The following is a 22,878-nucleotide window of genomic DNA, read 5'->3' as shown; positions in this document are numbered from 1 at the left end:
CGTCGTCGCGCCATGTCGTGATCTCGTCCTCCTGCACCCATTCTGGTGCATCAGAACTCCCACAACCGCTGGACCTGCTCAGCGGGCTCCAGTCAGCATGCCCCGCCAGCCTCTACAACTTCGACGAGACCCTCTTCCCCAACGCCGCCGAAATCGACTTCGACCGGCCCGCCAAACTCAACCTCGCGTTCGGGGTCGGCCCGCACGCCTGCCCAGGCGCCGCCCTCACCCGCCTCGAGGTCAAAATCTTCCTCCAAGAATGGTTGACCCGAATCCCGGACTTCGAAATCGACCCCAACACCCCACTCGTCCGCCGGGCAAGCCAGATGCTCGGCGTCAGCCAACTGGCCCTGACCTGGCCGACCGGGAACTGATCCGCGTGCACTCAGGGGCGGCACGGCCGCCCCTGAGTGCACGTCGACCGGAACCTCCTTCCCTCACGGGCGTGAGGGCTCGGCCGAGGCTGTTGTTATCGAACGTTCGACGCTGTCGAATTTGAAAATGCACGGAAGGGAACATGAGCAACGACGACGCTGTGGTGGTCATCGGAGCGGGACAGGGCGGCTTCCAGGTAGCGCACTCACTGCGCTCGGGTGGCTTCACCGGGTCAATCGACCTCGTCGGAGGCGAGGCGCACCTGCCTTACCAACGTCCACCGCTGTCGAAGGACTACCTGCGGGGGTCGACGTCCATCGACGGGCTTCGGCTGGCAAACGAATCATTCTTCCCCGAGAAGGGGATCCAGGTCCACCGCGGTGACCCCGCCGTCGCCGTTGATCGATCAGCGCGGTGCGTTCATCTCGGCTCTGGGAGCCGGCTGGATTACTCGAACCTGGTTTTCGCCACCGGCGCCCGGCCGCGCACCCTCCCGGTGCCCGGATCAGATCTGCAGGGAGTCGTCTACCTCCGAGGAATCGATGACGCGGACTTGCTCCGCAAGCTCCGAGTTTCGGCCGAACATGTCGTGGTTATCGGTGGTGGGTTCATTGGACTGGAGTTCGCAGCGGTCGAGCGGGCGGCGGGCCGCTCTGTAACCGTCGTCGAGGGACTCGACCGGCCCCTCTCGCGAGCACTTTCGCCGGAGATGTCGAGCTACCTCACGAGCGTCCACGCTGAACAGGGCACCCATCTGCTCCTGGGACGGACAGTCAATGCCCTTCACGGCCTATACGGATCGGTCACCGAGGTTGAACTTGACGACGGGACCCGCCTCAAGGCCGACATCGTGGTCATCGGCGTCGGCGTGATTCCGAACGTGGAGGTCGCGGCCCGGGCAGGGCTGCACACCGACAATGGAATCGTGGTTGACGAACGACTCCGGACGTCGGACCACGCCATCACCGCAGTCGGCGACTGCGCGACGTTCCCATCCTTGCACGCGGACGATCGCCTCGTCCGCCTCGAGTCGGTCCAAAATGCCGTCGACCAGGCGAAATTTGTCGCGGCCGGGATCATCCACGGCGCTCGAAACGAGCGGTACAACAATGTGCCCTGGTTCTGGTCGCACCAGTTTGATTGCCGGGTCCAGATGGCAGGGCTCCCCACGCCGGACGACCGACGGATTGTCCACGGCGACATCACATCTGGCCGCTTCTCGGTGTTGAGGTTCGATGACGAACGCCTGACCTGCGTCGAGTCGGTCAACCGACCGGCAGACCACATGGCCGCTCGCAAGATTCTCGCGACCACTGTGCGCCCCACCCCTGACAACGCAGAAGACCCCCAGTTCACCTTGCAGGCATTCGCCAAGGGCGGCGGCCGACCGTCCTCCAGCGCCGCGTGAACGCAGCGAACACACTGCCCATTCCCTTCCAACAAAGAGGAGCGACCATGTCCCCCACTGTTATCGTCACGACCCGAGAAGGCGAAGTTCTGCGCCTCGAGTGCCGTGAAGGAACATCATTGATGGAGGCCCTTCGGGACGCCGATATCGACGATGAGCTCGGGACCTGCGGCGGATGCCTCTCGTGTGCGTCCTGCCATGTGTGGGTGAACGACGCCGAGTCCGACGCACTCCCGCCGTTGTCCGAGGATGAGGAGGACCTGCTCGATAGTCTCGACTCGCGGCGTGATCAGTCCCGACTCGGGTGCCAGGTCGTCCTCGGCGGCACAGTCCAGACGATCGCGGTCTCCATGCCGCCCAGCGAGTTCTGAACACTCCGCACCGCTATCCGATCTCCGCCACACAATCTAGGAGTAAAAACAAGATGTTCGACGGCAAGATCGCCCTCGTTGTCGGGGGGTCCAGCGGCATAGGGGCTGCCACCGCCAGGATGCTCGCTGCGGCTGGAGCCGCGACCGTGGTGGCCGCGCCGCTCCCCGTCTCGGAGATGCAGGACATCGTCGAGAAGATCGAGAAGGACGGTGGTCGTGCTGTCGCAGTAACCTGCGACGTCACGGACCGCGATACCGTTGCCGCCTTGTTTGCCGAGATCAACGAGCTGTACGGGCGTCTCGATGTCGTAGTCAATGCGGCAGGCGTCTACGCGCCGACACCGGTGTTCACACCTGATCCAGTCATTATCGACAAGTTGGTCGCGGTGAATCTGGTCGGCGCAATCAACGTCAGCTTCGCCGCGGTGGCGGCCATGCGGCCAAGCGGTGGCGTCCTTGTCAATGTGACCTCCACTCAGGCCGTGCTGGCTGAGCCGGACTCCCCCGTCTATGCAGCGACCAAGGCCGGCCTCGCTCACTTCACGGCATCGCTTGCACCGGAGTTGCGCCGCAGCGGCATCCGTGTCGTGGCGTTTGCAGCAGGAGCGACACGAACACCGATGACCGCCGCACTCGCGTACCCGCAGACCGCTGAGATGGCCGCCGCACTCGCCCATCTCGATGAGACGAGCAGCGGACCCTACGGGGAGTTCTTCCTTGATCCAGAGGATATGGCCCGAATCATCGTCTTCCTGGCCTCAGATGATGCCCGCGCCATTCACGCCACCAGCGTCGTTGCCGACCAAGGCCACACCTCCGCGTTGTTCGGCCGGTAAGCCGACCGGATCCGTGTTGCCTTGGTGAAAAGCTCTCGAGGCACGGATCGGGTTACATAGTTGGTGATTCGAACGACCAGATCGCTCCGCCGCTCGACAGGATTCGCTTCCGCCACCAGCCCGTTTGCGAATCCTGAAGGTTCAGCCGCACCCGCCGAGGTCATACTGTTCGCTGCGGACGAACCGGCGGGGCGCCAGCAGGTAATCGGCTACAGAGACGCGCCGGCCGACTGTGTTTACAAACCGCGGCGGTGATGGGTGCTGGTGAATGGCACCAGCGTCCTCGGGTTGCCACGCCCAATCGGATGAGATGGCCAGCTCTTCGATCACCTTGGTATCCGCCGATGGTGTCGTTTGATGTGAGTCGACACTCCGCATTGTCCTATCGCGCCAGGCGCCGCGGAGGACGGACGGGCTCGGTGCATATGCGACAAAGCTCTGCGGCAGAACGTCAGTGGATCGCGGATGGCGCATTTCGAGCAGCTGCGGCCGTCTTGGATGCCTCGACCCATTGTGTCGCAGCATTTTCGCCTTCAGCCACCAGCGGAAGATCAATTCCCCTGTCGCACAAATGTTGTGGATGATCCAAACGGCCGGGTTGTCAGTCGCTCTACAGAGTTCGTCTCCGGAAAAGGTCTGGTACACCCGACGTCCGACGCTGGTCGGTCGCGATGCAGCTGTCGAGGCTCAGGCCGTTCCACTGCTTCCAGAGCAGCATCGAGCCAGCGGTGACTACATCGCGAATCCCGGCGCCCACCCCCACCCTTAGCATGGACTACCGCCATCCAGGATCGCCGACAAGATCCGATCAGAGCGGTCAATGAGTTTGCCCTGAGCGTCAATGCATCGCGACATTGCGACAGCGCGCGCACACAGTCCGTGAGATCGCGCGTCGCCTCGGTCGTGCTGCGTCCACCGTCAGCCGTGAACTGCGGCGAAATACTTTCAACCACAACCACGGGCGTTACGACGCAGCCTCGCTAATGCCCGTGCAGCCCAGCGCGTCCGGCGCCGTCAGCCTGGTCAGTTGTTCGCAAATCTCCAGCTGCGCGCGTTGGTGCAGGCCAAGTTGGAGATGGACTGGAGTCCGCGGCAGATCGGTGTCTGGTTGCGCCGGACCTATCCCGAGCAGAGGCCGAGGATGTCGACCACGAAATCATCAACCAGTCCTCGACAACGCCGAAAAGTCCTGCCCTTCAAGGATATTGACCAAACGGCTGCCGACGAAGCCCCCCGCTCCGCCGGCGTCGCCGTCGACCCCGACATTCGGTCGGTTCTCTTCATCACGCTGTCGAATCTGACCGATGCGCGGCCGACGATCGTATCGACGGGCACACATCGGGGGTAGCGGAGGCACTCGCCACTGCCGCAAGGGAGATGCTTACTACCGTTCGGACACGGGCGCGACGCATCATGGAGATCAGGGTGGCGAAATAGCCCGGCACGCCCTGCTGGCCGTCCGTTCACCAAGAGGGTCTATTTCGCCCGGCCCGGATTACCCTGAAGCGAGCGACCAGTGAGAACACGATCCGGTTGCTTGTTGCATCAGTACTTCCCGAAGGCACCGACCCGTCCCTGCGTGGGCCAGAGGACCCCCGCGCGGTTATCTGCTAAGTGCGCATCCACGGTGTCGAGGACTGCGAGCCAGCGGGAGATGGTTCTCGACAGTGATTCCTGCGTGGTCCAGGTCCTGCGGTATTCACATGAACCTTCCGCCGGTCACCTCTAGCACAGTACCGGTCATATAGGACGACAGATCCGAGGCCAGAAACAGCGCCACCGAGGCGACTTCGGAGACTTCGCCGGCCCTGCCCATTGGGATTTCGGCCATCTTCTGATCCCACGCCTTCTGTGGCATCGCCTCTGTCATCGCGGTGCGGATCAAGCCCGGTTGGATCGCGTTCACGCGGATCCCGTGGTGCGCAAGTTCTTTGGCGGCGGCCTTGGTGAGTCCGACGATGCCGGCTTTAGCGGCCGAGTAGTTTGTCTGCCCGACCATGCCGACCTTGCCCGACAGTGACGACAGGTTCACGATTGCCCCGCGCCTGTTCTCGCGCATGATCGCCGCAGCCTTGCGAATGCCGTTCCAACTGCCCTTCAGGTGCACGTTGACGACTTGGTCGAACTGTTCCTCGGTCATGTTGCGCAAGGTCGCGTCACGGGTGATGCCCGCGTTGTTGACCAGGACGTCGACCGGGGAGAACGCTTCGGCCGCGGTGGCGAGTAGAGCGTCCACATCAGCGCCATCGGTCACGTTGCATCGGACACCGCGGGCGACCTGGTCACCACCGAGGCCGTCAGCGGCCTTGGCTGCAGCGTCGCCGTCGATGTCACCTATGACCACACGCGCGCCCTGCGCGACGAAGAGTTCGGCGATGGCAAGCCCGATGCCTTGTGCGGCACCGGTGATGACAGCAGTTCGGTCATTCAACAGAAGGTTGGACATGGAGACCTCAGATTGGTTTGGACAATTTGCTGGGTGGCGATCACTTTGCTCGATCGACAAGTGAATATTCGCGGAGCAAACCGCGGCTGACGATCATTTTTTGGATGTCGCTGGTGCCCTCGCCGATGAGAAGGAACGGGGCCTCGCGCATGAGACGCTCTATTTCGTACTCCTTGGAATAGCCGTAGCCGCCGTGGATTCGAAACGAATCCTGGGTGACCTCGGCGCAGTACTCGGACGCGATCAGCTTCGCCATCCCCGCGATGACATCATTGCGCTCGCCATTGTCTTTCAGCCGGGCCGCCGTAACCATCATCTGGTGCGCAGCCTCGACCTTTGTGGCCATTTCCGCCAACCTGAATGCGATCGCCTGGTGCTCCGCGATCGGCTTACCAAATGTCTTGCGCTGCTGTGCATAGTTGATTGCCAACTCGAACGCACGGATCGAGATGCCGCAGGCGCGGGCAGCGACGTTCACACGACCGACCTCGATGCCGTCCATCATGAACGCGAAGCCCTTGCCCGGGGCCGCACCGAGCACCTGCCCAGCAGGAATACGGAATCCGTCGAAAACCGCCTCGGTGGTGTCGACGCCCTTGTAGCCCATCTTGTCGATCTTGCCCGAGATAGTCAGGCCGGGAACGACCTCGCCGAAGCCCTCGGGCTTCTCGACGAGGAACGTAGTCAAGTTCTGATGCGCTGTATCCGCGCCTTCGTCCGTCTTGACCAGCAGAGCGATGAGGTTGGACGTACCGCCGTTGGTCAGCCACATCTTGGCGCCGTCGATCACGTAGTCGTCGCCGTCACGCTTGGCGCGGGTCTTGATCGCCGCCACGTCCGAACCTAGATCCGGCTCGGACATGGAGAACGACCCACGGATTTCGCCGGTCGCCATCCTCGGAAGGTATTTCTGCTTCTGTTCCGGAGTGCCGTGTCGGGCGATCATGTGCGCCACGATGAAATGCGTGTTGATCACCCCTGACACGCTCATCCATCCGCGCGCGATCTCCTCGACGACGAGCGCATAGGTCAGCAACGATTCGCCGAGCCCGCCGAACTCCTCGGGGATCGTGAGCCCGAACAGGCCCATCTTCTTCATGCCCTCGACGATGCCTGTGGGGTATTCGTCCGCATGCTCCAACTCCTGCGCGTGCGGGATGATCTCCTTATCCACAAATGAGCGCACAGTGGACAAGATCTCCGACTGTACGTCGGAAAGTCCATCGGTTAGTCCGAGCCTGGTCACATGAACTCCAATCGATGCACCACGGCAGTTCCGGACCTACAGCCGGACCTCACCGCGGAATGAGAGACTGCGAAGATCATTCGCCCCGCCAGACCGGGGCACGCTTCTCCGCGAAAGCCAACGCGCCTTCTCTGGCGTCGGCGGATTTCATCACTGGCTTGGCAATTGCGCGCTGGGCTTCGAACGCTTCGATGTCTGTCCAGCCCGCCGCCTCGCTGACGATCCGCTTGGTCGCTTGCACCGCAAGGGGTCCGTTCGCAGCGATTGTCGCCGCGAGATCCATTGCGGCCGACAAGGCGTCACCCTCCTCGCACAATACGGACACGAGCCCGAACCGTTCCGCTTCTTCGGCGCTGATCGGCTCACCGGTCAGGGCGACGCGCATAGCGATCGGATACGGCAACGCCTTCGGCAGCCGTAACAGGCCACCAGCGGTCGCGACAAGCCCACGCTTGACTTCAGGCAGCCCGAATCGAGCCGTCCGGGCGGCGACCACGAGGTCGGCGCTCAGCGCAAGCTCGCATCCGCCGGCCAACGCCCAGCCCTCAATGGCGGCGATCAGAGGCTTGGTCGGTGGGGACTCGGTAAGCCCGCCGAAACCACGCCCCGGGATGCTCGGCGTCTCGCCGCGCGTGAAGGCCTTGAGGTCCATGCCCGCGCAGAACACTCCGCCCGCCCCCGTGATGATGCCAACCGAGAGATCGGCGCGCTCCTCCAGAGTGTCGATGGCCTTCGCGATTGCAGCTGCCGCGGCAGCGTTCATCGCATTCTTCGCTTTGGGGCGGTTGATCGTGATCAACGCGACGCCGTTCGCGAATTCGGTCAGGACCTCGTCAGCAAGTTCGGTCATTAGTTCTGTCCTCAGTCGATCCGCTCGGTGGTGTACGGGTGTTCGCGCCTGTCGCAAACAACGGCGCGGGAGTCGATGGACCTTGAACTTCCAGGCCCCATGACCAGCGCCGAAGACCATCCGGCTCAGTTGCACATTCTACTGTTCGAACGATCGTTAAATTTAGAGGACTCGCGGCATTCCCGTCAAGGTTGTTGAGACGCAAATACCTGACAAGCCCAGGTCAAAAGGCTTCACGGAGCACCACGCGGTGCTTCTGCGAAGTCCGAACTATGCCACGGAGATCGCGGCCGAGTGGGCCGCGCCAACCGGGCCGGCCGACGGCAGGGCACGAATGAGGTCGTCGACCCTTTCCTTGGCGTCGCCGAACAGCATTGCGGAGTTCTCGCGGAAGAACAGCGGATTCTGCACCCCGGCATAGCCGGAAGACATCGACCGCTTGAACACGATCACGTTCCTGGCCTCCCACACATTGAGGACCGGCATGCCGGCGATCGGCGAGGCTGGATCTTCCGCGGCGGCGGGATTGACTGTGTCGTTGGCGCCGATCACGAGCACGACATCGGTGTCAGCGAAGTCGTCGTTGATCTCGTCCATTTCCAGGACTATGTCGTAGGGCACACTAGCCTCGGCGAGCAGCACGTTCATGTGCCCGGGCAGGCGCCCGGCGACGGGGTGAATGCCGAAGCGGACGTTCACGCCCCTGTCGCTCAGCCGACGGGTGATCTCAGCGACGCCGTGCTGCGCCTGCGCCACCGCCATTCCGTAGCCAGGGGTAATGATCACGCTGCTGGCGTCGGCGAGCAGCTCGGCGACGCCGTCAACGGTGATCTCGCGGTATTCGCCGTAGTCGGTGTCATCTGCCGGCCCCGCTTCGACACCGAAGCCGCCTGCGATGACCGAGAGGAACGACCGGTTCATGGCCTTGCACATGATGTATGACAAGTACGCGCCCGAGGCGCCGACAAGAGCGCCCGTGATGATAAGCAAGTTGTTCGCAAGCAGGAACCCGCTGGCCGCAGCTGCCCAGCCCGAATAGCTGTTGAGCATCGATACGACGACCGGCATGTCACCCCCGCCGATAGATGCGACCAGGTGCCAGCCCAATCCGAGAGCGACAACGGTTACCGCGATAAGCAGCCACAGCTGCGGTTCGGCCACAAACCACGCCGTCAGCGCCACGAATACGGCCAACGCACCCAGGTTGAGGATGTTCTTGCCGGGAAGCATCAGAGGCGCGGATTTGATTCGGGCCGACAGCTTCAGAAATGCCACGATCGAACCGGTGAACGTCACTGCCCCGATGAACACGCCGATAAATACCTCGGCGGAATGGATCCTGACCAGGCCGAGGTCCGCTAGTGCCACCGCCTCCGCGCCGGTCGGCAGAGCTTCGACCTGCTGGTAGCTGTTCCAGCCCACCAGTACGGCCGCCAGTCCGACGAAGGAGTGCAGTAGTGCGATCAGCTCAGGCATCCCGGTCATCTGCACGACGCGAGCGCGCTGCAAACCGGCCGCGGCACCGGCCGACATCGCCACGATCAGGAGAACCACCCCGAGAACGGAGATCTCCCGGTGGACGGCAAGCGCGACGGTCGCCGCAAGCGCAATGACCATCCCGGCAATACCGAGCCTGTTGCCAGTCGCCGCGGTCTCGTGTTGTGACAGGCCTGCCAGCGCCAAGACAAACATCAACGCGGCGACGATATACGCCGCCTCTGCAAGGGAGTCGATAGTCATGTCCGGACTCAGGCTTTCGGGCTCGGGCTCGGCGCAGCCACCGAGAACATGGCGAGCATTCGCCGGGTGATGGCGAACCCTCCGAAAATATTGATCGAAACCAGCAAGATCGCACCGAACGACAGCCAGGTGATCACCGCGTTGCCGCGCCCCACTTGCAAAAGCGCGCCGACAACGATGATTCCTGAGATCGCGTTGGTCACCGACATCAGCGGGGTGTGCAGCGCATGCCGAACGCGTCCGATGACGTAGAAGCCGACCACGACTGCGAGTGCGAATACGGTGAGATGGCTCTGGAGCGCAGGCGGGGAAACCGCGACCAACCCGAACGGTACCGCGATCGCCAATACGGTCAGTACGAGCTTGACCGCCGCCGACATGGACTTTTCCGGCTCGATCGTGGCGGCCGCCGCCGGAGCTTCGGCCATCTTGGATGGAGCTGCAGAGACGCTCGCGGGCGGTGGCGGCCAGAGGCGCTCGCCGTCACGGACCACGGTTATGGATCGGACGACGATGTCGTCCATGTCGAGAACCGGCGTGCCGTCCTTGGCCGGCGTCAACAGTTTCATGAGATTGACGAGGTTCGTACCGTACAGCTGGGACGACTGTGCCGGCATCCGACCCGCAAGGTCGGTAAATCCGAGGATGGAAACCCCGTTCGCCGTGGTCACGGCCTTGCCCGCCACGGTGCCCGCAACGTTTCCTCCGTTGGCCGCGGCCATATCGACGATCACGCTGCCCGGGCGCATCGAGGCGACCATGTCGTCGCTGATGATCCGCGGCGCGGGCTTACCCGGGATGAGTGCAGTGGTGATGATGATGTCTACGTCCCGGCACTGATCCGAGTAAAGCTGCGCTTCACGCGCCTTGTAGTCGTCGTTCATTTCCTTGGCGTAGCCGGTCGTCGATACCTCGACATCAGCGGCCTCGATGGAGAGGTACTCTCCACCCACGCTGCGGACTTGATCGGCAACCTCAGGACGCGGATCCGTCGCGCGGACGACTGCGCCGAGCGACCCCGCAGCGCCGATCGCCGCGAGGCCGGCCACGCCGGCACCGACGACCAGCACCTTCGCGGGCGGCACTTTGCCTGCCGCAGTGACTTGTCCGGCGAAGAATCGGCCGAAGGCGTGCGCCGCCTCGACCACCGCACGGTAGCCCGCAATATTCGCCATCGACGACAGGACGTCCAGCGATTGTGCTCGGGAAATCCGTGGCACCGCGTCCATTGCCAGCGCCGTCAGCGGACGCTGCAACAGGTCGTCTACCAAGTCCTTGTTCGTGGCCGGACTCAGCAAACTGACCAGTATTGCCCCCGCTGCCATTGCGTCGAGCTGCGCCTTTACCGGCGCATTTACACCGAGGACCACTTCGGCCCGGATTGCGTCACCGATCGACGCTCCAGCTTCTCTGTACGCGTCGTCGGAAAAGCTCGCCGCGGCACCGGCTCCTGACTCGACCACGACCTCGTAACCCAGTTTCAGCAGCTGAGCTGCCGTTGTAGGCGTCGCGGCAACTCGAGTCTCCCCTGGCTTGGCTTCCTTCAACACTCCGATGATCATCGGATCTCCTCATTCACGTTCGAGCAACGAAAGCCCATACCTCAGTCCGCTTCGTTGCCGGCCGATGGCGTGATGTTGCGGTATCCGCCGCCGGTGTAGGTCGGGGTTCGTTTGACACGGAAAGCGGCGAACGCCTCGGCCGAGTCCGCACCCTGCAAATTGACACTCTGCGCGCGGAACTCGCTCTCCAGCGCCTGCTCGAATGTCGCGGAATAGCCTTCGTTGAGCAGACGCTTCGTCTGCTGCAGCGCAATCGGCGGTGCCGCGGCGAGCCGGGCAGCCAGCTCAGCTACTTCCTTGTCCAATTCGGTCGCCGGTACCACCTTCGTGAACAAGCCCAATTCGCGACCTTGCTGAGCAGAGATCATGTCGCCCAGGAAGCAGAGTTCTTTCGCCCTGTGTAGTCCGATGAGCCGCGGAAGAATCCACGAGCCTCCGGAATCGACCGACAGTGCTCGATGCGTGAAGATCTCCGACAGGCGAGCCCGATCCGAGGCGACCACCAAATCACAACCCAGCGCCAGATTGGCCCCGGCTCCGACCGCGGCGCCGTCGAGACGAGCGATCGTCGGGATCCGCAGGTTGTGCAACGCAAGGATGGCCCGGTTGGTCACCTGAAGTCGGCGCATCGGATGCGATTCGACAGCACTGCCCACCACATCCATGCCGGTGCAGAAATTTTCGCCGGCACCGGTGAGCACCAGCACTCGAACATCGTTGTTATCGGCGACATCCTCGAGCAGCCCACGAAATCTCTGCCACATCGGCAACGTCATCGCATTGAGCCGAGCGGGCTGATCCAACGTGATCGTTGCGACGGCATCATCGACCTGAAGAGTGACCTGGGCCATGAAGGGATCCTTTCGAGCGAAGCATCAAGCGACGGAGTTGGAGGGCGGCAGCGATATCGAACAGCTGGAGAGTTGATCTGGTTCGATTGCAACTGGTTCCGCCGCAAGATCGACCAACACTGGGCACGTCGAGATACCAAGAACGCGATAGATCGCGAGACTCGGGGCCGGGGACGACGCACTGGTTCGCTGGACGAGAGCATCGATCTGCTCGTGGAACCCGCCCGGCACCTGCCCTTTCGTGGCCCGCACCGAGTAGACCGCCACGACGTCCTTCACCACAGCGGCCTTGGCGACTTCACGAAAGGCGCAATGATTTTTGCTGAGCGCGGTCCGCCGCATGGTCTCCGTCCCTACTGATCGAACGATCGATACAGTAAGCGTAGAGATTCATCCGGTCAAGCTGCGCGAGGCGGCACACAGGTTCGAACGGTATGAGGTCGATCTGATCCTCGCCGCGCTCACTCGCCAGCATTCGAGTGCGCGCGGCCGAGGCTGCGGCACCGTTCCCGCTCGATCAGATCTGGCCGGGCAGCAGGGCGATGAACAGGCCACTGACCTCGCACAGCAGGTCGTCACCGTCGCGGAGTGCACCCGCGACGAAGAGCTTTCGTCCCTCGTGGCGTTCGACCCACGTCTCGAACCGGAGTTCCCGGTCCAAGGGCGTGACCTTGCGATAGTCGACCTTCAAATATGCCGTGCGGGATCGGCCGTCGTGAACGTGCGATGCGAGCCTGCCGCACATTTCGTCGACGATCAACGGGATCGTTCCGCCGTGCACGACGCCCCCTCCCCCGCGGTAGAACCGGGTGAAGGTCCAGCGCGCGGTCAGGCGATGCTTGTCCAACCTGTCGACATAAGCCGGAGGACTGAGGGTTTGTCCGCGCCCCGGGAGATGCATTTGCATCCCCGTGACGTGATCTCGCCAGTCGACTTGATACTCCTCCAAGGCGGTCGCCGCATCCTCGACCGACCGGGCTGCGGCTCGCAGGATTTCGATCGGAGCATCGGCTCCTGTCAGCGCATCCTGCAGCCGCCGGGTGGCCGCCACAAGTTCGCTGTGCGCGGCCTCTAGCGGGGCGGGAAGCCGGACGGTGGTCGGCGGTTCGTTGTCAGCTGTTATCACCTGGAATACCTTCATGTCGCGGAGGGACGTGCGGTCAGGACCCAACTGCGCGGGCTACTCACCGTGTCGAAGGCAGCGCTGTATCGGTCGACCCAGCGCGGATCGGCGGACATGGCGAAGAGGGTGGCATCCACGAGAGCAGAGGTCCGATGCTCTATGAGAGCATCCTCGGCAGCATAGTCGAAGGGATCGCCGGACTACGCGGGGAAGGCCGGTGGGTCACGGGATAACGGCAGGATCGGCGCGGTCGGATGATGTTCGGGGACAACACCTTCCGTCTCGACTATGTGGGCGACCTTCAGTTCGTATCCAGGCCGGGCTCAGTGGGAAACCGTTCATCCATGTCGCCCTCAGCAACCCGGGTGCCGGCAGCCGATGATGCTGATGATCGCAATAGAACTCGTAGACAGCCGCACTGTTTTCGAGAACGACTTCTTTTCCGCACCACCAACTCTCGCCATAGTCCAACATGTCGAGACATCTCCAATTTTCTGTCAGCTCGGCTGCTGAGCTGTGTCCGGGGCGCAGGGACGGCGGCGAGCCTATTACTCCTTCTCACTAGACGGACTTCCATGACTGGCAAATTGGGCCCGCCGCCCCGCAGCGGGTCCGACGGGGATCATGTACCGGACGAGGGCCGCTTGCGGAGTGCGTAGGTCGCCAGCGCCACAGAGACGATCAAGGTCACTCCCTGGATCAGGTCGGCGATCCACGGGAGGGAAGGGTTGCGCAGCTGGAGTCCCTTGACGCCGACCGCCAGGAGGTACAGCGCGATGAACGTCCCGGCCACGTTGAACCTGCCCGGCTGCACCTGAGTCGCCCCCAGGAATGCAGCGGCAAATGCCGGAAGAAGATATGGTCCCCCCGACCCGAACGATGAAGCGCCCAGCTGCATGGTCAGCACCACGCCGGCGAGCGACGCAAGCATGGCCGACACGAGCAGCGCCGACCATTGGAGTCGAATTACTTTGACCCCCGCCAGCCGGGTGGCATCAGCATTCTGCCCCGCCGCGCGCAGGTAGCGACCCCATGTGGTGTGCTCCAGTGCGAACCAGAGCACGAGCGCGATACCGAGGAAGTAGAACACCGGGATAGGCACAGATAGCGGTGTTGCCTGGCCGAACTTCTTGAAGCCGTCAGATATGCCGTAGAGGATCGTCTGCCCCCCGACGAGCCAGAAGGTAACGGCACCCAGGATGGCCGACATACCGAGTGTTGCGACAATCGGTTCGACGTGCAGGAGCGTGATTACCACGGCGTTCGCAGCGCCGATCAAAAGCCCCACACACAAGGTCAGCAGCACCGCGACGAACGGATTGAGGTGGACGTTCGACTGGAGGAAGCCGACAAGGCTGATCGCGAGTGACATGTTGGCCGCGATCGAGATGTCGAAGACACCGCTGATCAGCGACACGACCAGACCCAGGGTGAGGATTCCGGCGATGGCCTGGCTCGCGGCGACGACGCGGAAGTTGGCCGCCGTCGCGAACCGTGGATCAGTCAGAGAGAACGTCACTACCAGTGCGATCAGGAGGTAGAGCCCGGCGAACCGGCCGATACTGAGCCGGGCCAGTAGTGGGGGGCGCGGCGGAGACTCGACCTCACGCTGGGTATTGACACGGCTGTCGGAGATCTCGGTCATTACTTCTCTGTTCCTTGGTACGGCAGGGTTCGTTCTCTGCGGCTCGATACGGCCGGCTGTGGATCGTGTGCGAATGATCGCGAGCGCCCAGTGGGCTGCACCAAACCACGTCGGTGACTACGAAATTGGGAGGCCGGGCGCCGATCGGCGGCCGGCCCATACCTGTCACTGCACGTGCCAAATTTGATAGAACTGCTGAGGGAAGTCCAACGGGTATGCGACCGCGTCGGTGGCATCCGACGGAATGTTCTGCGGAGTGAGCAGGGAGAGTAGCTTCGGAAGACCAGTCGTTATCTTGTTTGTGTCCAAGGTACGGAGCAGTGCATCGAACATCTCGTATCCGAACGCCTTGGATGTAGCACCTATCCACATCGCATCCTTGCCCTGTTGAAGGGCTTTGATCGCGTTCTTATCGGGGCTGAGACCGAACACTTTCACGTCGGGCAGCCCGGCCGCGCTGAGCGCTTCACGGACGCCGGTCGCCAAGACTCCGACGTTGACGCCGACATACTTGATCGAGGGGTCCGCCTGCACTGCCGAGACTATTGCGGTCGTGGCAGCGGGGGTGCCGACGTCCTTCAGCTGGATCTCCGTGTACTTCGCGCTGCATGCCGGGCAGTGCGCCTTGATCGTGCTGACGAAGGAATTCGCCTCGGCCTGCAGCACAGGGTAAGGGAGGCCGAATGTGACGGCTTTGCCCGTACATTTCGAATCGGACATCATCCAGTTGGCCATCAGGTCGCCGATCCGGGCGTACTCGGGCGGGTTGCTGGTGACGCCGGCCAAGCCGGGCAAGCTCGTAGGCTGCTCCGGAATCGCCCCGGCCACGGCGATGATGCCGGCGTCCTTCGCGGCCTGCAGCGGCTGCTGGAGGGCGGCTGCAGGAAATCCCGACCAGAGGATGGCCGTCGGCTTGCGACGGACCGCCTCGTTGAACTTCGCGTTGAAGTCCTCGGCGGAGCCATCTACCGAAATGAACGAGTAGGTCCATCCGACGGCCTTCGCAGCCTCCTCGACACCCTTGCCGCTGTCGGCGTCGGCTGGCGCTGCCCCGACACCGACGTAGATCACCGAGCCCGGCTTGGGTTTGGCCGAGAGCGGGGTGTAACCGTCTGGGAGTTGCGTCGGCAAGTGCGACCACGGTTCGAGATTCTTCTGTGCTGCGGCGATACAAGCGGGGTCACCCGCACCCGCACCCGTTTGCTGAGCACTGGTCGCGCAGGCCGTCAGACCGGAGAGAAACAGGAGACACGACACAGCCAGCAGCACCCCCCGTGGCAGCTTTCTAGCGACACCCATCATCAGTACGCACTCCTCATCATTGGAATCAATTGGTGGGCGTCAAGGAGCGCCCATGGTCCAGTTGTGGCTGGTGTGGTCGAGCAAGGTCAGGAAAGCCCCAGGCTGAGTCGGGCCAGACGATTTGCCCGGACGTCTGCACCGGTCACCTCCGCCGAACATCGCCCGTCGCGAAGCACGATGACCCGATCGCACAGCCGCTCGAGCTCCGTCTCGTCGGACGAACAGACCACCACCGCGGCACCATGCTCGGCCGCCTCGTCGATCAGGCGATGGAGATCAGCCTTCGCGCCGATATCCACGCCCTGGGTCGGCTCGTCGAGCAGCAGCACCCGCGGCTTGGTCTCGATCCACTTGCCCAGCACCACTTTCTGCTGGTTCCCACCGGATAGCGCCTCGATCTTCACTTCGGCCGAGGGGGTCTTGATCCCGAAGCGGCGCACGCGCTGCGCTGCCTGGCCGTGGTCACGCCGCCGGCTGACCACCCCGCCGCGCGCCAGTCTCCGCAGCGTCGCGAGATTGACGTTCTCGCGAACATTCATCCCGAGTACGACCCCGTCGCGGAGCCTGTTCGATGGCACCAGCGCCATGCCCGCCGCCACGGCCTGGTCCGGGCGGAGAGGAGGGATGGTCGTGCCCTGGACACGGACGTCTCCGCGCCGGGGACGGCCACCGAAGAGCAGCGAGCAGAGTTCGTCCCGGCCCGAACCGCTGACACCCGCGACACCGACGACTTCGCCCGCCCGCACAGTGAGGTCCAGATCTGATAGAGAGGCGCCTGCCAGGCCGGAAACGGACAGCCACTGATCGCCGAACTGGCGCTCCGCCCTTTCTGGAGCCTCGTCGACCGTCCCGCCGGTCATCAGGTCGACGAGTGTCCGGCGGTCAAGGTCCGCGGTCTTCCGAGTCGCCACCCGACGACCATCTGCCAATATTGTTACTCGGTCGGCGAGTTCGAAGACCTCGTCGAGGTGATGGGACACATAGAGCACGCCGACCCCGCGATCACGCACTCGGCGCACCACCTCGAACAGCCGCGCTACCTCAGGCGCCGGCATTGTCGCCGTGGGCTCGTCGAGCACGAGCAGGGACATGGCGCTGTCCGCGATGGACAGCGCCCGCGCGATCGCTACCGCCGTCCGCTCGACCGGTTTGAGCTCCGCCACCGTCCGCCGGATGTCGACGTGGTAGCCGGTCAACTCCATCGCGGCGCGGGCGCGGTCGTGTTGGCGCCGCCAGTCGATCGCTGTCCGCCAGACCTTGGCATAGCCGTGCCCGAGAGCAAGGTTGTCCACGACGCTCAGCGACTCGACCAGTCCGAGGTCCTGGTGAACGAACTGGACACCGGCCGTATGAATTTCAGCAGGATCCCCCAGATTCCGCTCGACACCATTGATGCGCGCTGACGCCCCCGGGTCCGCAGCGTGAAATCCGGAGAGGATCTTGATGAGCGTCGACTTGCCCGATCCGTTCTGGCCCATCAGAGCGTGCACCTCACCGGCGCGGACAGTCAGATCGACGTCGGTCAGGACCTTCGCCGCGCCGAACGTCTTCGACACGGATCGAAGCTCCAGGATGTAACCAGCCTCAACGTTCATGGCGAATGCCTCAACTTCTATGACTTCTAGGTGATCGGGGTCGTGGTGTCGGCAGTCGTCCGGGCCCTCGGGAACGGGTGCCGCGAACCAGTGGTCGACGGGCTTGCAGGGTGGACGAGATGTGCCTCGTCGGCGACCTCGAAGTCAACGCATCCGAGGTCGCCGATCTCGGGCTGTAGTTACATCTCGGGTGAGGTGACCGTCAGTGGGGTGCTTACGGGAGCGGTAGGGGGCGTCGGGGCGTTGATCTTGTTCCACGCCTCGATTCCGGCGGCGACGCCGACTGGAAGGCCGACGATGACCGTGCCTGCCAGCGAACCCAGCCCGGCACCGGCGGCACCGCCTGCCAGGCATCCACCGGCCATGCCGGGCAGAAACAGTGGAGACATCGTGGTGGCCCCGATGAGACAACCCGCCACACCGCCGATGAGAGCGCCGGTGGCGGCACCCATGCCTGAGGCCAAGCCGAATTTCGTCGCCGCCACACCCAGCGCAGCATTGATCTTGTCGTCCTGGCTCATCGGCTGATCGACCGGCAGTACGGTTACATCGCTGAGGTCCGCCAGCGGATCGAATGCGGACGTGTTGCCTGGCTGAGGCAGCGCCACCAGCGTGACGTCGCTGACAGCTGGCGCCGGCGAAACGACAACCGTCGGCTGTGATTCGGCGACGTCGTCAGCCCAGGCCGTACCTCCGCTGGCACCGATGATCGCGACCGCCGCTGTCGCGCCTACTACGGCATGCGTCAACTTACTCATTAGTTTCCTCATCTCGCGCTGGATAGCATGTAATGCGACATCTTTGGAATAGTCGCAACGCCATTTCCGTGCCTTTAATGTTTTGGCGATATGCGTCGGAAATACGCGTCATGAGCATAGGAGTGAACCGGTTGGTTTGTCTACGTTTTGGAAATTTTTCCAGAATTTCTCCGAGGACCTGCCTCGTGTCGGTCCGACTAGAATTGGGCGCAAGCATTCCACGCGCGTCCATTTAATTCGTCGCTGCTCGATGACTAGGATCGTTACTCGACGTACTGTTTTTTCACGGCGGTCATGACTTCAGCGCGGGCGAGTTCATGACGCTTTCTGATTGTTACCCGGAACGGCTATCGCGCTTGGCAGTTTGCCAGCGTGCAGATCGATCAGTTGCCGATGTCGACACCTTCGAGCTAGGGAATTTTGAGTGTTACGGCGACGGACAGCGATGTCGTCCAGGTTGACAGGTGCGCATCGCAGAACGAACGGGCATTGTCGAATCCCACAGCCTCTCGGACCAAGCAAGCGCCGGCATAGGGATAACCGCGCCGATAATGACAGCGAAAGAGTGTGGCAAACATAGTATGCGATAACAAATCCAAACGAGAAATAACTCATTCATGGTCGCACCGAGAACGTCATCGGTCTGGCCGCTCAGTCGCGTCTACGAGCGTCATCCGACCAACCAGCGCTGCGGATTGGAGGACACCAGACCGTAGCCGATGGGATCGCTGGTCCACTCGACCCGGCGATTCCCGCCGGGGCAGCGGGCTTCGAGATGATCATGGTTGTTCACTTTCCTTACTTCGAAACAAGGAGCGCGCGTCGTACTCGATATCGGTTTTTTCATTTGACGCGCACCCGCGCTTTACAGTCAGTTGAGGCCGGCGACCTCCAGTGCCTGGCGGGCAGATTCGGCCAGGAGGCGGCCCGCAGCCTGATCAGCACGGACCTGGTCGAGATATCCGTCGTTCGCCATCGCACCCGCCAAGTACCGTGCGCGCACACCCGCGATGATGCAGGCCGAGCGCCAGCTGTGGAATGCGACCCAATAGCCTAGACCCGAGACGTCCCGGCCGGTCAGCGCGCCATAGTGCGCAGCGACATCGGCTCGGCGTGGGAAGCCCTCGACGGCCGTCGGCCCCTCCTCCCCCGGCTCAGCCCAGTGCGAGACCAAGTACGCCAGGTCCGCCATCGGGTCGCCGGCGGTCGAGAGTTCCCAGTCGAACACCGCCACAACAGAGCCGTCCGGGCCGAATGCCATGTTCCCGGGCCGGAAATCGCCATGCACGACCCCTCGGGTCTCGGCCGGGAGGTGCTTCGCCAGCAATCTGTGCACCTCGTCGAACAAGATCAGCTCGCGGCCCTCGACGCCGGTGTCCCGCACCTGCGCGGACCACCGAGCGAGCTGCCGCTCCGCGAACCCGCGCCGCGACCCGCGGATGCCTCGCTCGTCCGGGTCCAACGCGTGTAGTGCCGCTAGAACCTCGACCATGTGCTCACCTGCCCGTGCCCGAGCCTCCAGCGTGAGCGCCTGTGCGTCCTCAGCCGAACCGAGGACCTGACCTTCTACGAAGTCCATCACTGTGAATTCCGCGCCCGTCACGGCGCGGTCTGTGCAATGTGCCCGTGGAGTCGCGACCGGCACCGCAGTCCCGGCCATCGCCGAGACGAATCGCCATTCCCGACCCATGTCGTGTGCGGTGTGGAGCGTGTTCCCGGTCGGCGGCCGGCGCAGGGCGTAGACGTGCCCGGCGGCGTCCTCGATCCGGTAGGTCAAGTTCGACCGACCACCTGGGACCAACGTGAACGTGGCCGGGGCCGCGAACCCGGGCAGATTCGCGACCAGCCATTCCTCGATCGGGCCTTTCTCGATGCCTGCGAGTGCCGCCATCATCGACCTGTGCACCTCGACTCCCATGTCGCCAGGAATTGACCGCTCACGAGCGGACCTTGTTCGGGCCCGCGAAGCCGAATAGGTAGCCGGCGACCTTGCGGATTTGGATCTCCTCCGAGCCCTCGGTGATGCGGTAGCGACGGTGGTGACGGTAAATATGCTCGAACGGGGTGTGCCGTGAGTAGCCGAGACCGCCGTGTATCTGCATGGCCCGATCCGCAGCCTCGCAAACGAACCGATTGGCTCGGTAGTTGCACATCGACACCTTGTCGCTGATCTCTGCGTGCGGGAGCCGGTCGAGCTCCCAGGCTGTCTTGCGGATCAACCCGCGCAGCATCTCTGCCTCGGTCTGCAGCTCTACCAATGGCCACTGGATCGCCTGCCGCGCTGCCAGTGGCACTCCGAAAGTCACCCGCTCACGGGCGTATGCCACTGATTGGTCGATGCAGAACTGGCCCGCGCCGACACCGGAAGCGGCCTGCCGGAGGCGGTTCTCATGCACGAACGTCTGCGCAAGATCCAAGCCTCTCCCCTCCTCACCGAAGATCGCCGAATTCGGTACCCGGACGTCGGTGAGAGTCACCTCGGCATGGTCGGTGGGCATGTTCAGCGTCCACCAGTAGAAGTCCGCCGAGAAACCGGGCGAGTCCGTAGGAACGAAGAACGCGGTGATCCCGCGGGACTCGCCGTCCTTGCCCGACGTACGAGCGAAGACGATGTCGTATTTGGCCGAGTGGATACCGGAGTTCCACCGTTTGGCGCCGTTGATGATCCAGTCGCCCCCGTCGCGGATCGCGCGAGTCTCCATCCAGGTCGCATCCGAGCCGTGATCAGGCTCGCTGAGCCCGAAAGCGAACCGCGCCTCCCCGGTGAGCATCGGCTCCATATATTCAGCCTTCTGCTCCTCGGTGGCGTAGGCCAACATCATGTGCGCGTACGGGAAGTTACCCACCACGGACGACTCGTTCTGTATGTCGTTGTGAAGCCCCAGCCCCTTACGCGCCAGGTGCTCACGAATGACACTCATGTCGAAGTTGGTGCCGTCCTGCCCGCCGATCTCCTTGGGCAGGGCGTAGCGCAACCATCCAGCGGCATCCGCACGACGCCGCATCTCGCGCAGCAGATCTTCCCACTCCCGCCGCGGCGTACCACCCGCCTCGAAGTCCGTGCGCGCCCATTCCCTGCGGTGGTCGAAGAACCGCTCGTTGTCGTCCTGGGCTTGCAGGGGCTTGATCTCCTGTTCGATGAACGCGTCGAGCTCGTCCAACTTCTGGGTCAGCTCCACAGGTAGTGAGAAATCCACAGGTCCTCCTTATCGAACATTCGATAAGATTGGTCTCCAGAGCCACCGCAAGGAAGGGCAGTCCAATCAGAGCTCCATGTCCGATCGCTGGCAAATTTACTGGATCGAACGTTCGCAACATGGTTCAATGAATGCGGCCAGAATGTGACTTACGCCACATATGAGTGGTGGGAGAGGCACCAACCACCGACAAGGCCGCGGTGTCGGGCAAGGGCATCGAAGCCACTGTCAACCCGATGCCGTACGCGCTGCGTACCGCTGCTCAGCTGGCTCACGGGCGTGCCGGCCGCCGAGAAGATGCATACCCGGCGGGGACGAGCTGAACCTTTCAACATGGCACTGAACTGGCAGCTTGTGGTTATTCAGACAACAGAGGAGCACTAGTGCCCAGGACGTATCGAGCCATCACACTCGACATCGACGACGGCATCGCGACGATCACGCTCGCCCGCCCCGATCGGCTCAACGCCTTCGACGTGACGATGCAAGACGATCTGCTCGCCGCCTTCGACCAGACCGACGGTGACGACGATGTCCGCGTGGTGGTGGTCACCGGCCAGGGGCGAACGTTCTGCGCGGGCGCCGACTTGTCTTCCGGCACTACGACCTTCGACTACGCCGTTCGTCCTCCCGGCACCGCGACCGGCCGCACGGAGAACGGCAGGCACCGAGACGGCGGCGGCCTGGTCACGCTGCGTATCTTCGAGAGCCTCAAGCCCACGATCGCGGCGATCAACGGGCACGCGGTGGGTATCGGCGCGACCATGACACTGCCGATGGATATTCGAATCGGAACGCCGGGCACCAAATTCGGCTTCGTCTTCGCCCGCCGCGGACTCGTCCCCGACGGCGCGGCGTCCTGGTTCCTGCCACGCCTGGTCGGCATACCGACCGCTTTGGAATGGTGCTACTCCGGCCGCGTCTTCGACTCCGCCGAAGCGTTCGACCGCGGCCTGTTCAGCGCCTTACACCCCGCAGAGGACCTCCTCGCCGCCGCGAAACAGCTCGGACGGGAGATGACCGCCGATACCGCCCCGGTCTCGGTCGCCCTTACCCGCCAGATGATTTGGCGTATGGCGGGTGCTCCCCATCCGATGTACGCCCACCGGGCCGAGAGCCGGGCGCTAACCGCGCGCGGCGCATCCGCCGACGTGCGCGAGGGCGTCGCGGCATTCCTCGACAAACGCCCGGTGCTGTTCCCTGTCGCCGTGAACGACGGACTCCCCGACATCTGGGAGGGCCAGGACGCACCGCGGTTCGAGTGACAAGCCACTTGCGCCCGCGACACCGAGCTCAGGATTCACTTACCTGGGCAGTGGCAATAATTCGACGAGAGCGCCGCGACCCGTGCCCGCAGGGAGCAGCGCCTGTGCCTATGCCTATGCCTATGCCTATGCCTATGCCTGGAGCAGACCGGAAAAATGCGCGGTGCCCACAGTTCCGGTGGCCCGCCACACCCCGCCGTCGACCTGTCGTACCGGTAGGACGCGCACCCGACGGTGGGACCCATGGTCCAGCCGCGGTCGAAGAAGTCGATGATGGCCATGGGCTCACTTGCCTCCCATGATGACGA

21 protein-coding genes and 1 pseudogene are annotated in these 22,878 nt (G+C 63.3%); 7 read left to right on the top strand and 15 right to left on the bottom strand.

Annotated features, from left to right (window positions below):
• From ACFXIV_RS40735 to ACFXIV_RS40710, 6 genes and pseudogenes are all read left to right on the top strand, one after another.
• Nucleotides 1-374, top strand: a 374-nt coding sequence (locus tag ACFXIV_RS40735) for a cytochrome P450 (protein WP_379402963.1), incomplete at its 5' end; no start/stop codon positions are given.
• Between the two features lie 143 nt (nucleotides 375-517).
• The gene (locus ACFXIV_RS40730) at nucleotides 518-1,783 is read left to right on the top strand and encodes an NAD(P)/FAD-dependent oxidoreductase (RefSeq protein ID WP_379402964.1); all 1,266 of its coding nucleotides are present in this window, start codon (nucleotides 518-520) and stop codon (nucleotides 1,781-1,783) included.
• Nucleotides 1,784-1,830: 47 nt separating this feature from the next.
• On the top strand, nucleotides 1,831-2,154 hold the full coding sequence (locus ACFXIV_RS40725; protein ID WP_379402965.1) for a 2Fe-2S iron-sulfur cluster-binding protein: 324 nt from the start codon (nucleotides 1,831-1,833) through the stop codon (nucleotides 2,152-2,154).
• A gap of 53 nt (nucleotides 2,155-2,207) precedes the next feature.
• A complete protein-coding gene (locus ACFXIV_RS40720) occupies nucleotides 2,208-2,990 on the top strand; it encodes an SDR family NAD(P)-dependent oxidoreductase (RefSeq protein ID WP_379402966.1) in 783 nt (260 codons plus the stop codon).
• 845 nt (nucleotides 2,991-3,835) lie between these two features.
• A pseudogene (locus tag ACFXIV_RS40715) lies at nucleotides 3,836-3,919 on the top strand (helix-turn-helix domain-containing protein); the annotation flags it as partial.
• A gap of 98 nt (nucleotides 3,920-4,017) precedes the next feature.
• Nucleotides 4,018-4,338: a hypothetical protein gene (locus ACFXIV_RS40710; RefSeq protein ID WP_379402967.1), complete on the top strand. Its 321-nt coding sequence runs from the start codon at nucleotides 4,018-4,020 to the stop codon at nucleotides 4,336-4,338.
• Between the two features lie 351 nt (nucleotides 4,339-4,689).
• Here the strand turns inward: ACFXIV_RS40710 and fabG are convergent, their stop codons facing one another.
• The 15 genes from fabG to ACFXIV_RS40635 form a co-directional block, all read right to left on the bottom strand.
• Nucleotides 4,690-5,436, bottom strand: a complete 747-nt coding sequence (gene fabG, locus ACFXIV_RS40705; protein ID WP_379402968.1) for a 3-oxoacyl-ACP reductase FabG — start codon at nucleotides 5,434-5,436, stop codon at nucleotides 4,690-4,692.
• A 40-nt stretch (nucleotides 5,437-5,476) separates the two neighbouring features.
• A complete protein-coding gene (locus ACFXIV_RS40700; RefSeq protein WP_379402969.1) occupies nucleotides 5,477-6,682 on the bottom strand; it encodes an acyl-CoA dehydrogenase family protein in 1,206 nt (401 codons plus the stop codon).
• A gap of 76 nt (nucleotides 6,683-6,758) precedes the next feature.
• Nucleotides 6,759-7,532, bottom strand: a complete 774-nt coding sequence (locus ACFXIV_RS40695) for a crotonase/enoyl-CoA hydratase family protein (protein ID WP_379402970.1) — start codon at nucleotides 7,530-7,532, stop codon at nucleotides 6,759-6,761.
• Between the two features lie 270 nt (nucleotides 7,533-7,802).
• A complete protein-coding gene (pntB, locus tag ACFXIV_RS40690; protein WP_379402971.1) occupies nucleotides 7,803-9,272 on the bottom strand; it encodes a Re/Si-specific NAD(P)(+) transhydrogenase subunit beta in 1,470 nt (489 codons plus the stop codon).
• An 8-nt stretch (nucleotides 9,273-9,280) separates the two neighbouring features.
• The gene (locus tag ACFXIV_RS40685) at nucleotides 9,281-10,834 is read right to left on the bottom strand and encodes a Re/Si-specific NAD(P)(+) transhydrogenase subunit alpha (RefSeq protein ID WP_379402972.1); all 1,554 of its coding nucleotides are present in this window, start codon (nucleotides 10,832-10,834) and stop codon (nucleotides 9,281-9,283) included.
• A gap of 41 nt (nucleotides 10,835-10,875) precedes the next feature.
• Nucleotides 10,876-11,685 (bottom strand): enoyl-CoA hydratase/isomerase family protein, encoded by an 810-nt coding sequence (locus ACFXIV_RS40680; protein WP_379402973.1) that lies wholly within the window; start codon nucleotides 11,683-11,685, stop codon nucleotides 10,876-10,878.
• 24 nt (nucleotides 11,686-11,709) lie between these two features.
• Entirely contained in the window at nucleotides 11,710-12,027 is a 318-nt protein-coding gene (locus ACFXIV_RS40675) for a hypothetical protein (protein WP_379402974.1), read from the bottom strand.
• Between the two features lie 175 nt (nucleotides 12,028-12,202).
• Entirely contained in the window at nucleotides 12,203-12,736 is a 534-nt protein-coding gene (locus ACFXIV_RS40670; RefSeq protein ID WP_379402975.1) for a hotdog domain-containing protein, read from the bottom strand.
• A 694-nt stretch (nucleotides 12,737-13,430) separates the two neighbouring features.
• A complete protein-coding gene (locus ACFXIV_RS40665; protein ID WP_379402976.1) occupies nucleotides 13,431-14,453 on the bottom strand; it encodes an ABC transporter permease in 1,023 nt (340 codons plus the stop codon).
• Nucleotides 14,454-14,618: 165 nt separating this feature from the next.
• Nucleotides 14,619-15,755, bottom strand: coding sequence for a sugar ABC transporter substrate-binding protein (locus tag ACFXIV_RS40660; protein WP_379402977.1), 1,137 nt, complete (start codon nucleotides 15,753-15,755; stop codon nucleotides 14,619-14,621).
• Nucleotides 15,756-15,841: 86 nt separating this feature from the next.
• Nucleotides 15,842-17,350 carry a sugar ABC transporter ATP-binding protein gene (locus tag ACFXIV_RS40655; RefSeq protein WP_379402978.1) on the bottom strand — a complete coding sequence of 503 codons (1,509 nt, stop codon included), beginning with the start codon at nucleotides 17,348-17,350 and terminating at the stop codon, nucleotides 15,842-15,844.
• 179 nt (nucleotides 17,351-17,529) lie between these two features.
• Nucleotides 17,530-18,108 carry a hypothetical protein gene (locus tag ACFXIV_RS40650; RefSeq protein WP_379402979.1) on the bottom strand — a complete coding sequence of 193 codons (579 nt, stop codon included), beginning with the start codon at nucleotides 18,106-18,108 and terminating at the stop codon, nucleotides 17,530-17,532.
• Between the two features lie 670 nt (nucleotides 18,109-18,778).
• The gene (locus ACFXIV_RS40645) at nucleotides 18,779-18,901 is read right to left on the bottom strand and encodes a hypothetical protein (protein ID WP_379402980.1); all 123 of its coding nucleotides are present in this window, start codon (nucleotides 18,899-18,901) and stop codon (nucleotides 18,779-18,781) included.
• A gap of 78 nt (nucleotides 18,902-18,979) precedes the next feature.
• Nucleotides 18,980-19,999 (bottom strand): phosphotransferase family protein, encoded by a 1,020-nt coding sequence (locus ACFXIV_RS40640; RefSeq protein ID WP_379421427.1) that lies wholly within the window; start codon nucleotides 19,997-19,999, stop codon nucleotides 18,980-18,982.
• A 46-nt stretch (nucleotides 20,000-20,045) separates the two neighbouring features.
• On the bottom strand, nucleotides 20,046-21,305 hold the full coding sequence (locus ACFXIV_RS40635; protein ID WP_379402982.1) for an acyl-CoA dehydrogenase family protein: 1,260 nt from the start codon (nucleotides 21,303-21,305) through the stop codon (nucleotides 20,046-20,048).
• A gap of 383 nt (nucleotides 21,306-21,688) precedes the next feature.
• Here ACFXIV_RS40635 and ACFXIV_RS40630 point away from each other — a divergent pair, with 383 nt between their 5' ends.
• On the top strand, nucleotides 21,689-22,570 hold the full coding sequence (locus ACFXIV_RS40630) for an enoyl-CoA hydratase-related protein (RefSeq protein WP_379402983.1): 882 nt from the start codon (nucleotides 21,689-21,691) through the stop codon (nucleotides 22,568-22,570).
• Nucleotides 22,571-22,878 lie beyond the last annotated feature (308 nt).

The sequence above is a fragment of the Nocardia sp. NPDC059236 genome, assembly GCF_042754085.1.
Taxonomy (GTDB): Bacteria; Actinomycetota; Actinomycetes; order Mycobacteriales; family Mycobacteriaceae; genus Nocardia.
Note: the sequence above shows the minus strand (reverse complement) of the source record. Positions and strands in the feature narration are given on the sequence as shown.

Excerpts from the sequence above, each read along its gene's own strand:
- ACFXIV_RS40680 (WP_379402973.1), bottom strand. The coding sequence starts at position 11,685 with ATGGCCCAGGTCACTCTTCAGGTCGATGATGCCGTCGCAACGATCACG.
- ACFXIV_RS40730 (WP_379402964.1), top strand. The coding sequence starts at position 518 with ATGAGCAACGACGACGCTGTGGTGGTCATCGGAGCGGGACAGGGCGGC.
- ACFXIV_RS40655 (WP_379402978.1), bottom strand. The coding sequence starts at position 17,350 with ATGAACGTTGAGGCTGGTTACATCCTGGAGCTTCGATCCGTGTCGAAG.
- ACFXIV_RS40725 (WP_379402965.1), top strand. The coding sequence starts at position 1,831 with ATGTCCCCCACTGTTATCGTCACGACCCGAGAAGGCGAAGTTCTGCGC.
- ACFXIV_RS40685 (WP_379402972.1), bottom strand. The coding sequence starts at position 10,834 with ATGATCATCGGAGTGTTGAAGGAAGCCAAGCCAGGGGAGACTCGAGTT.
- ACFXIV_RS40695 (WP_379402970.1), bottom strand. The coding sequence starts at position 7,532 with ATGACCGAACTTGCTGACGAGGTCCTGACCGAATTCGCGAACGGCGTC.
- ACFXIV_RS40650 (WP_379402979.1), bottom strand. The coding sequence starts at position 18,108 with ATGAGTAAGTTGACGCATGCCGTAGTAGGCGCGACAGCGGCGGTCGCG.
- ACFXIV_RS40720 (WP_379402966.1), top strand. The coding sequence starts at position 2,208 with ATGTTCGACGGCAAGATCGCCCTCGTTGTCGGGGGGTCCAGCGGCATA.
- fabG (WP_379402968.1), bottom strand. The coding sequence starts at position 5,436 with ATGTCCAACCTTCTGTTGAATGACCGAACTGCTGTCATCACCGGTGCC.
- ACFXIV_RS40675 (WP_379402974.1), bottom strand. The coding sequence starts at position 12,027 with ATGCGGCGGACCGCGCTCAGCAAAAATCATTGCGCCTTTCGTGAAGTC.
- ACFXIV_RS40665 (WP_379402976.1), bottom strand. The coding sequence starts at position 14,453 with ATGACCGAGATCTCCGACAGCCGTGTCAATACCCAGCGTGAGGTCGAG.
- pntB (WP_379402971.1), bottom strand. The coding sequence starts at position 9,272 with ATGACTATCGACTCCCTTGCAGAGGCGGCGTATATCGTCGCCGCGTTG.
- ACFXIV_RS40660 (WP_379402977.1), bottom strand. The coding sequence starts at position 15,755 with ATGATGGGTGTCGCTAGAAAGCTGCCACGGGGGGTGCTGCTGGCTGTG.
- ACFXIV_RS40640 (WP_379421427.1), bottom strand. The coding sequence starts at position 19,999 with ATGGCGGCACTCGCAGGCATCGAGAAAGGCCCGATCGAGGAATGGCTG.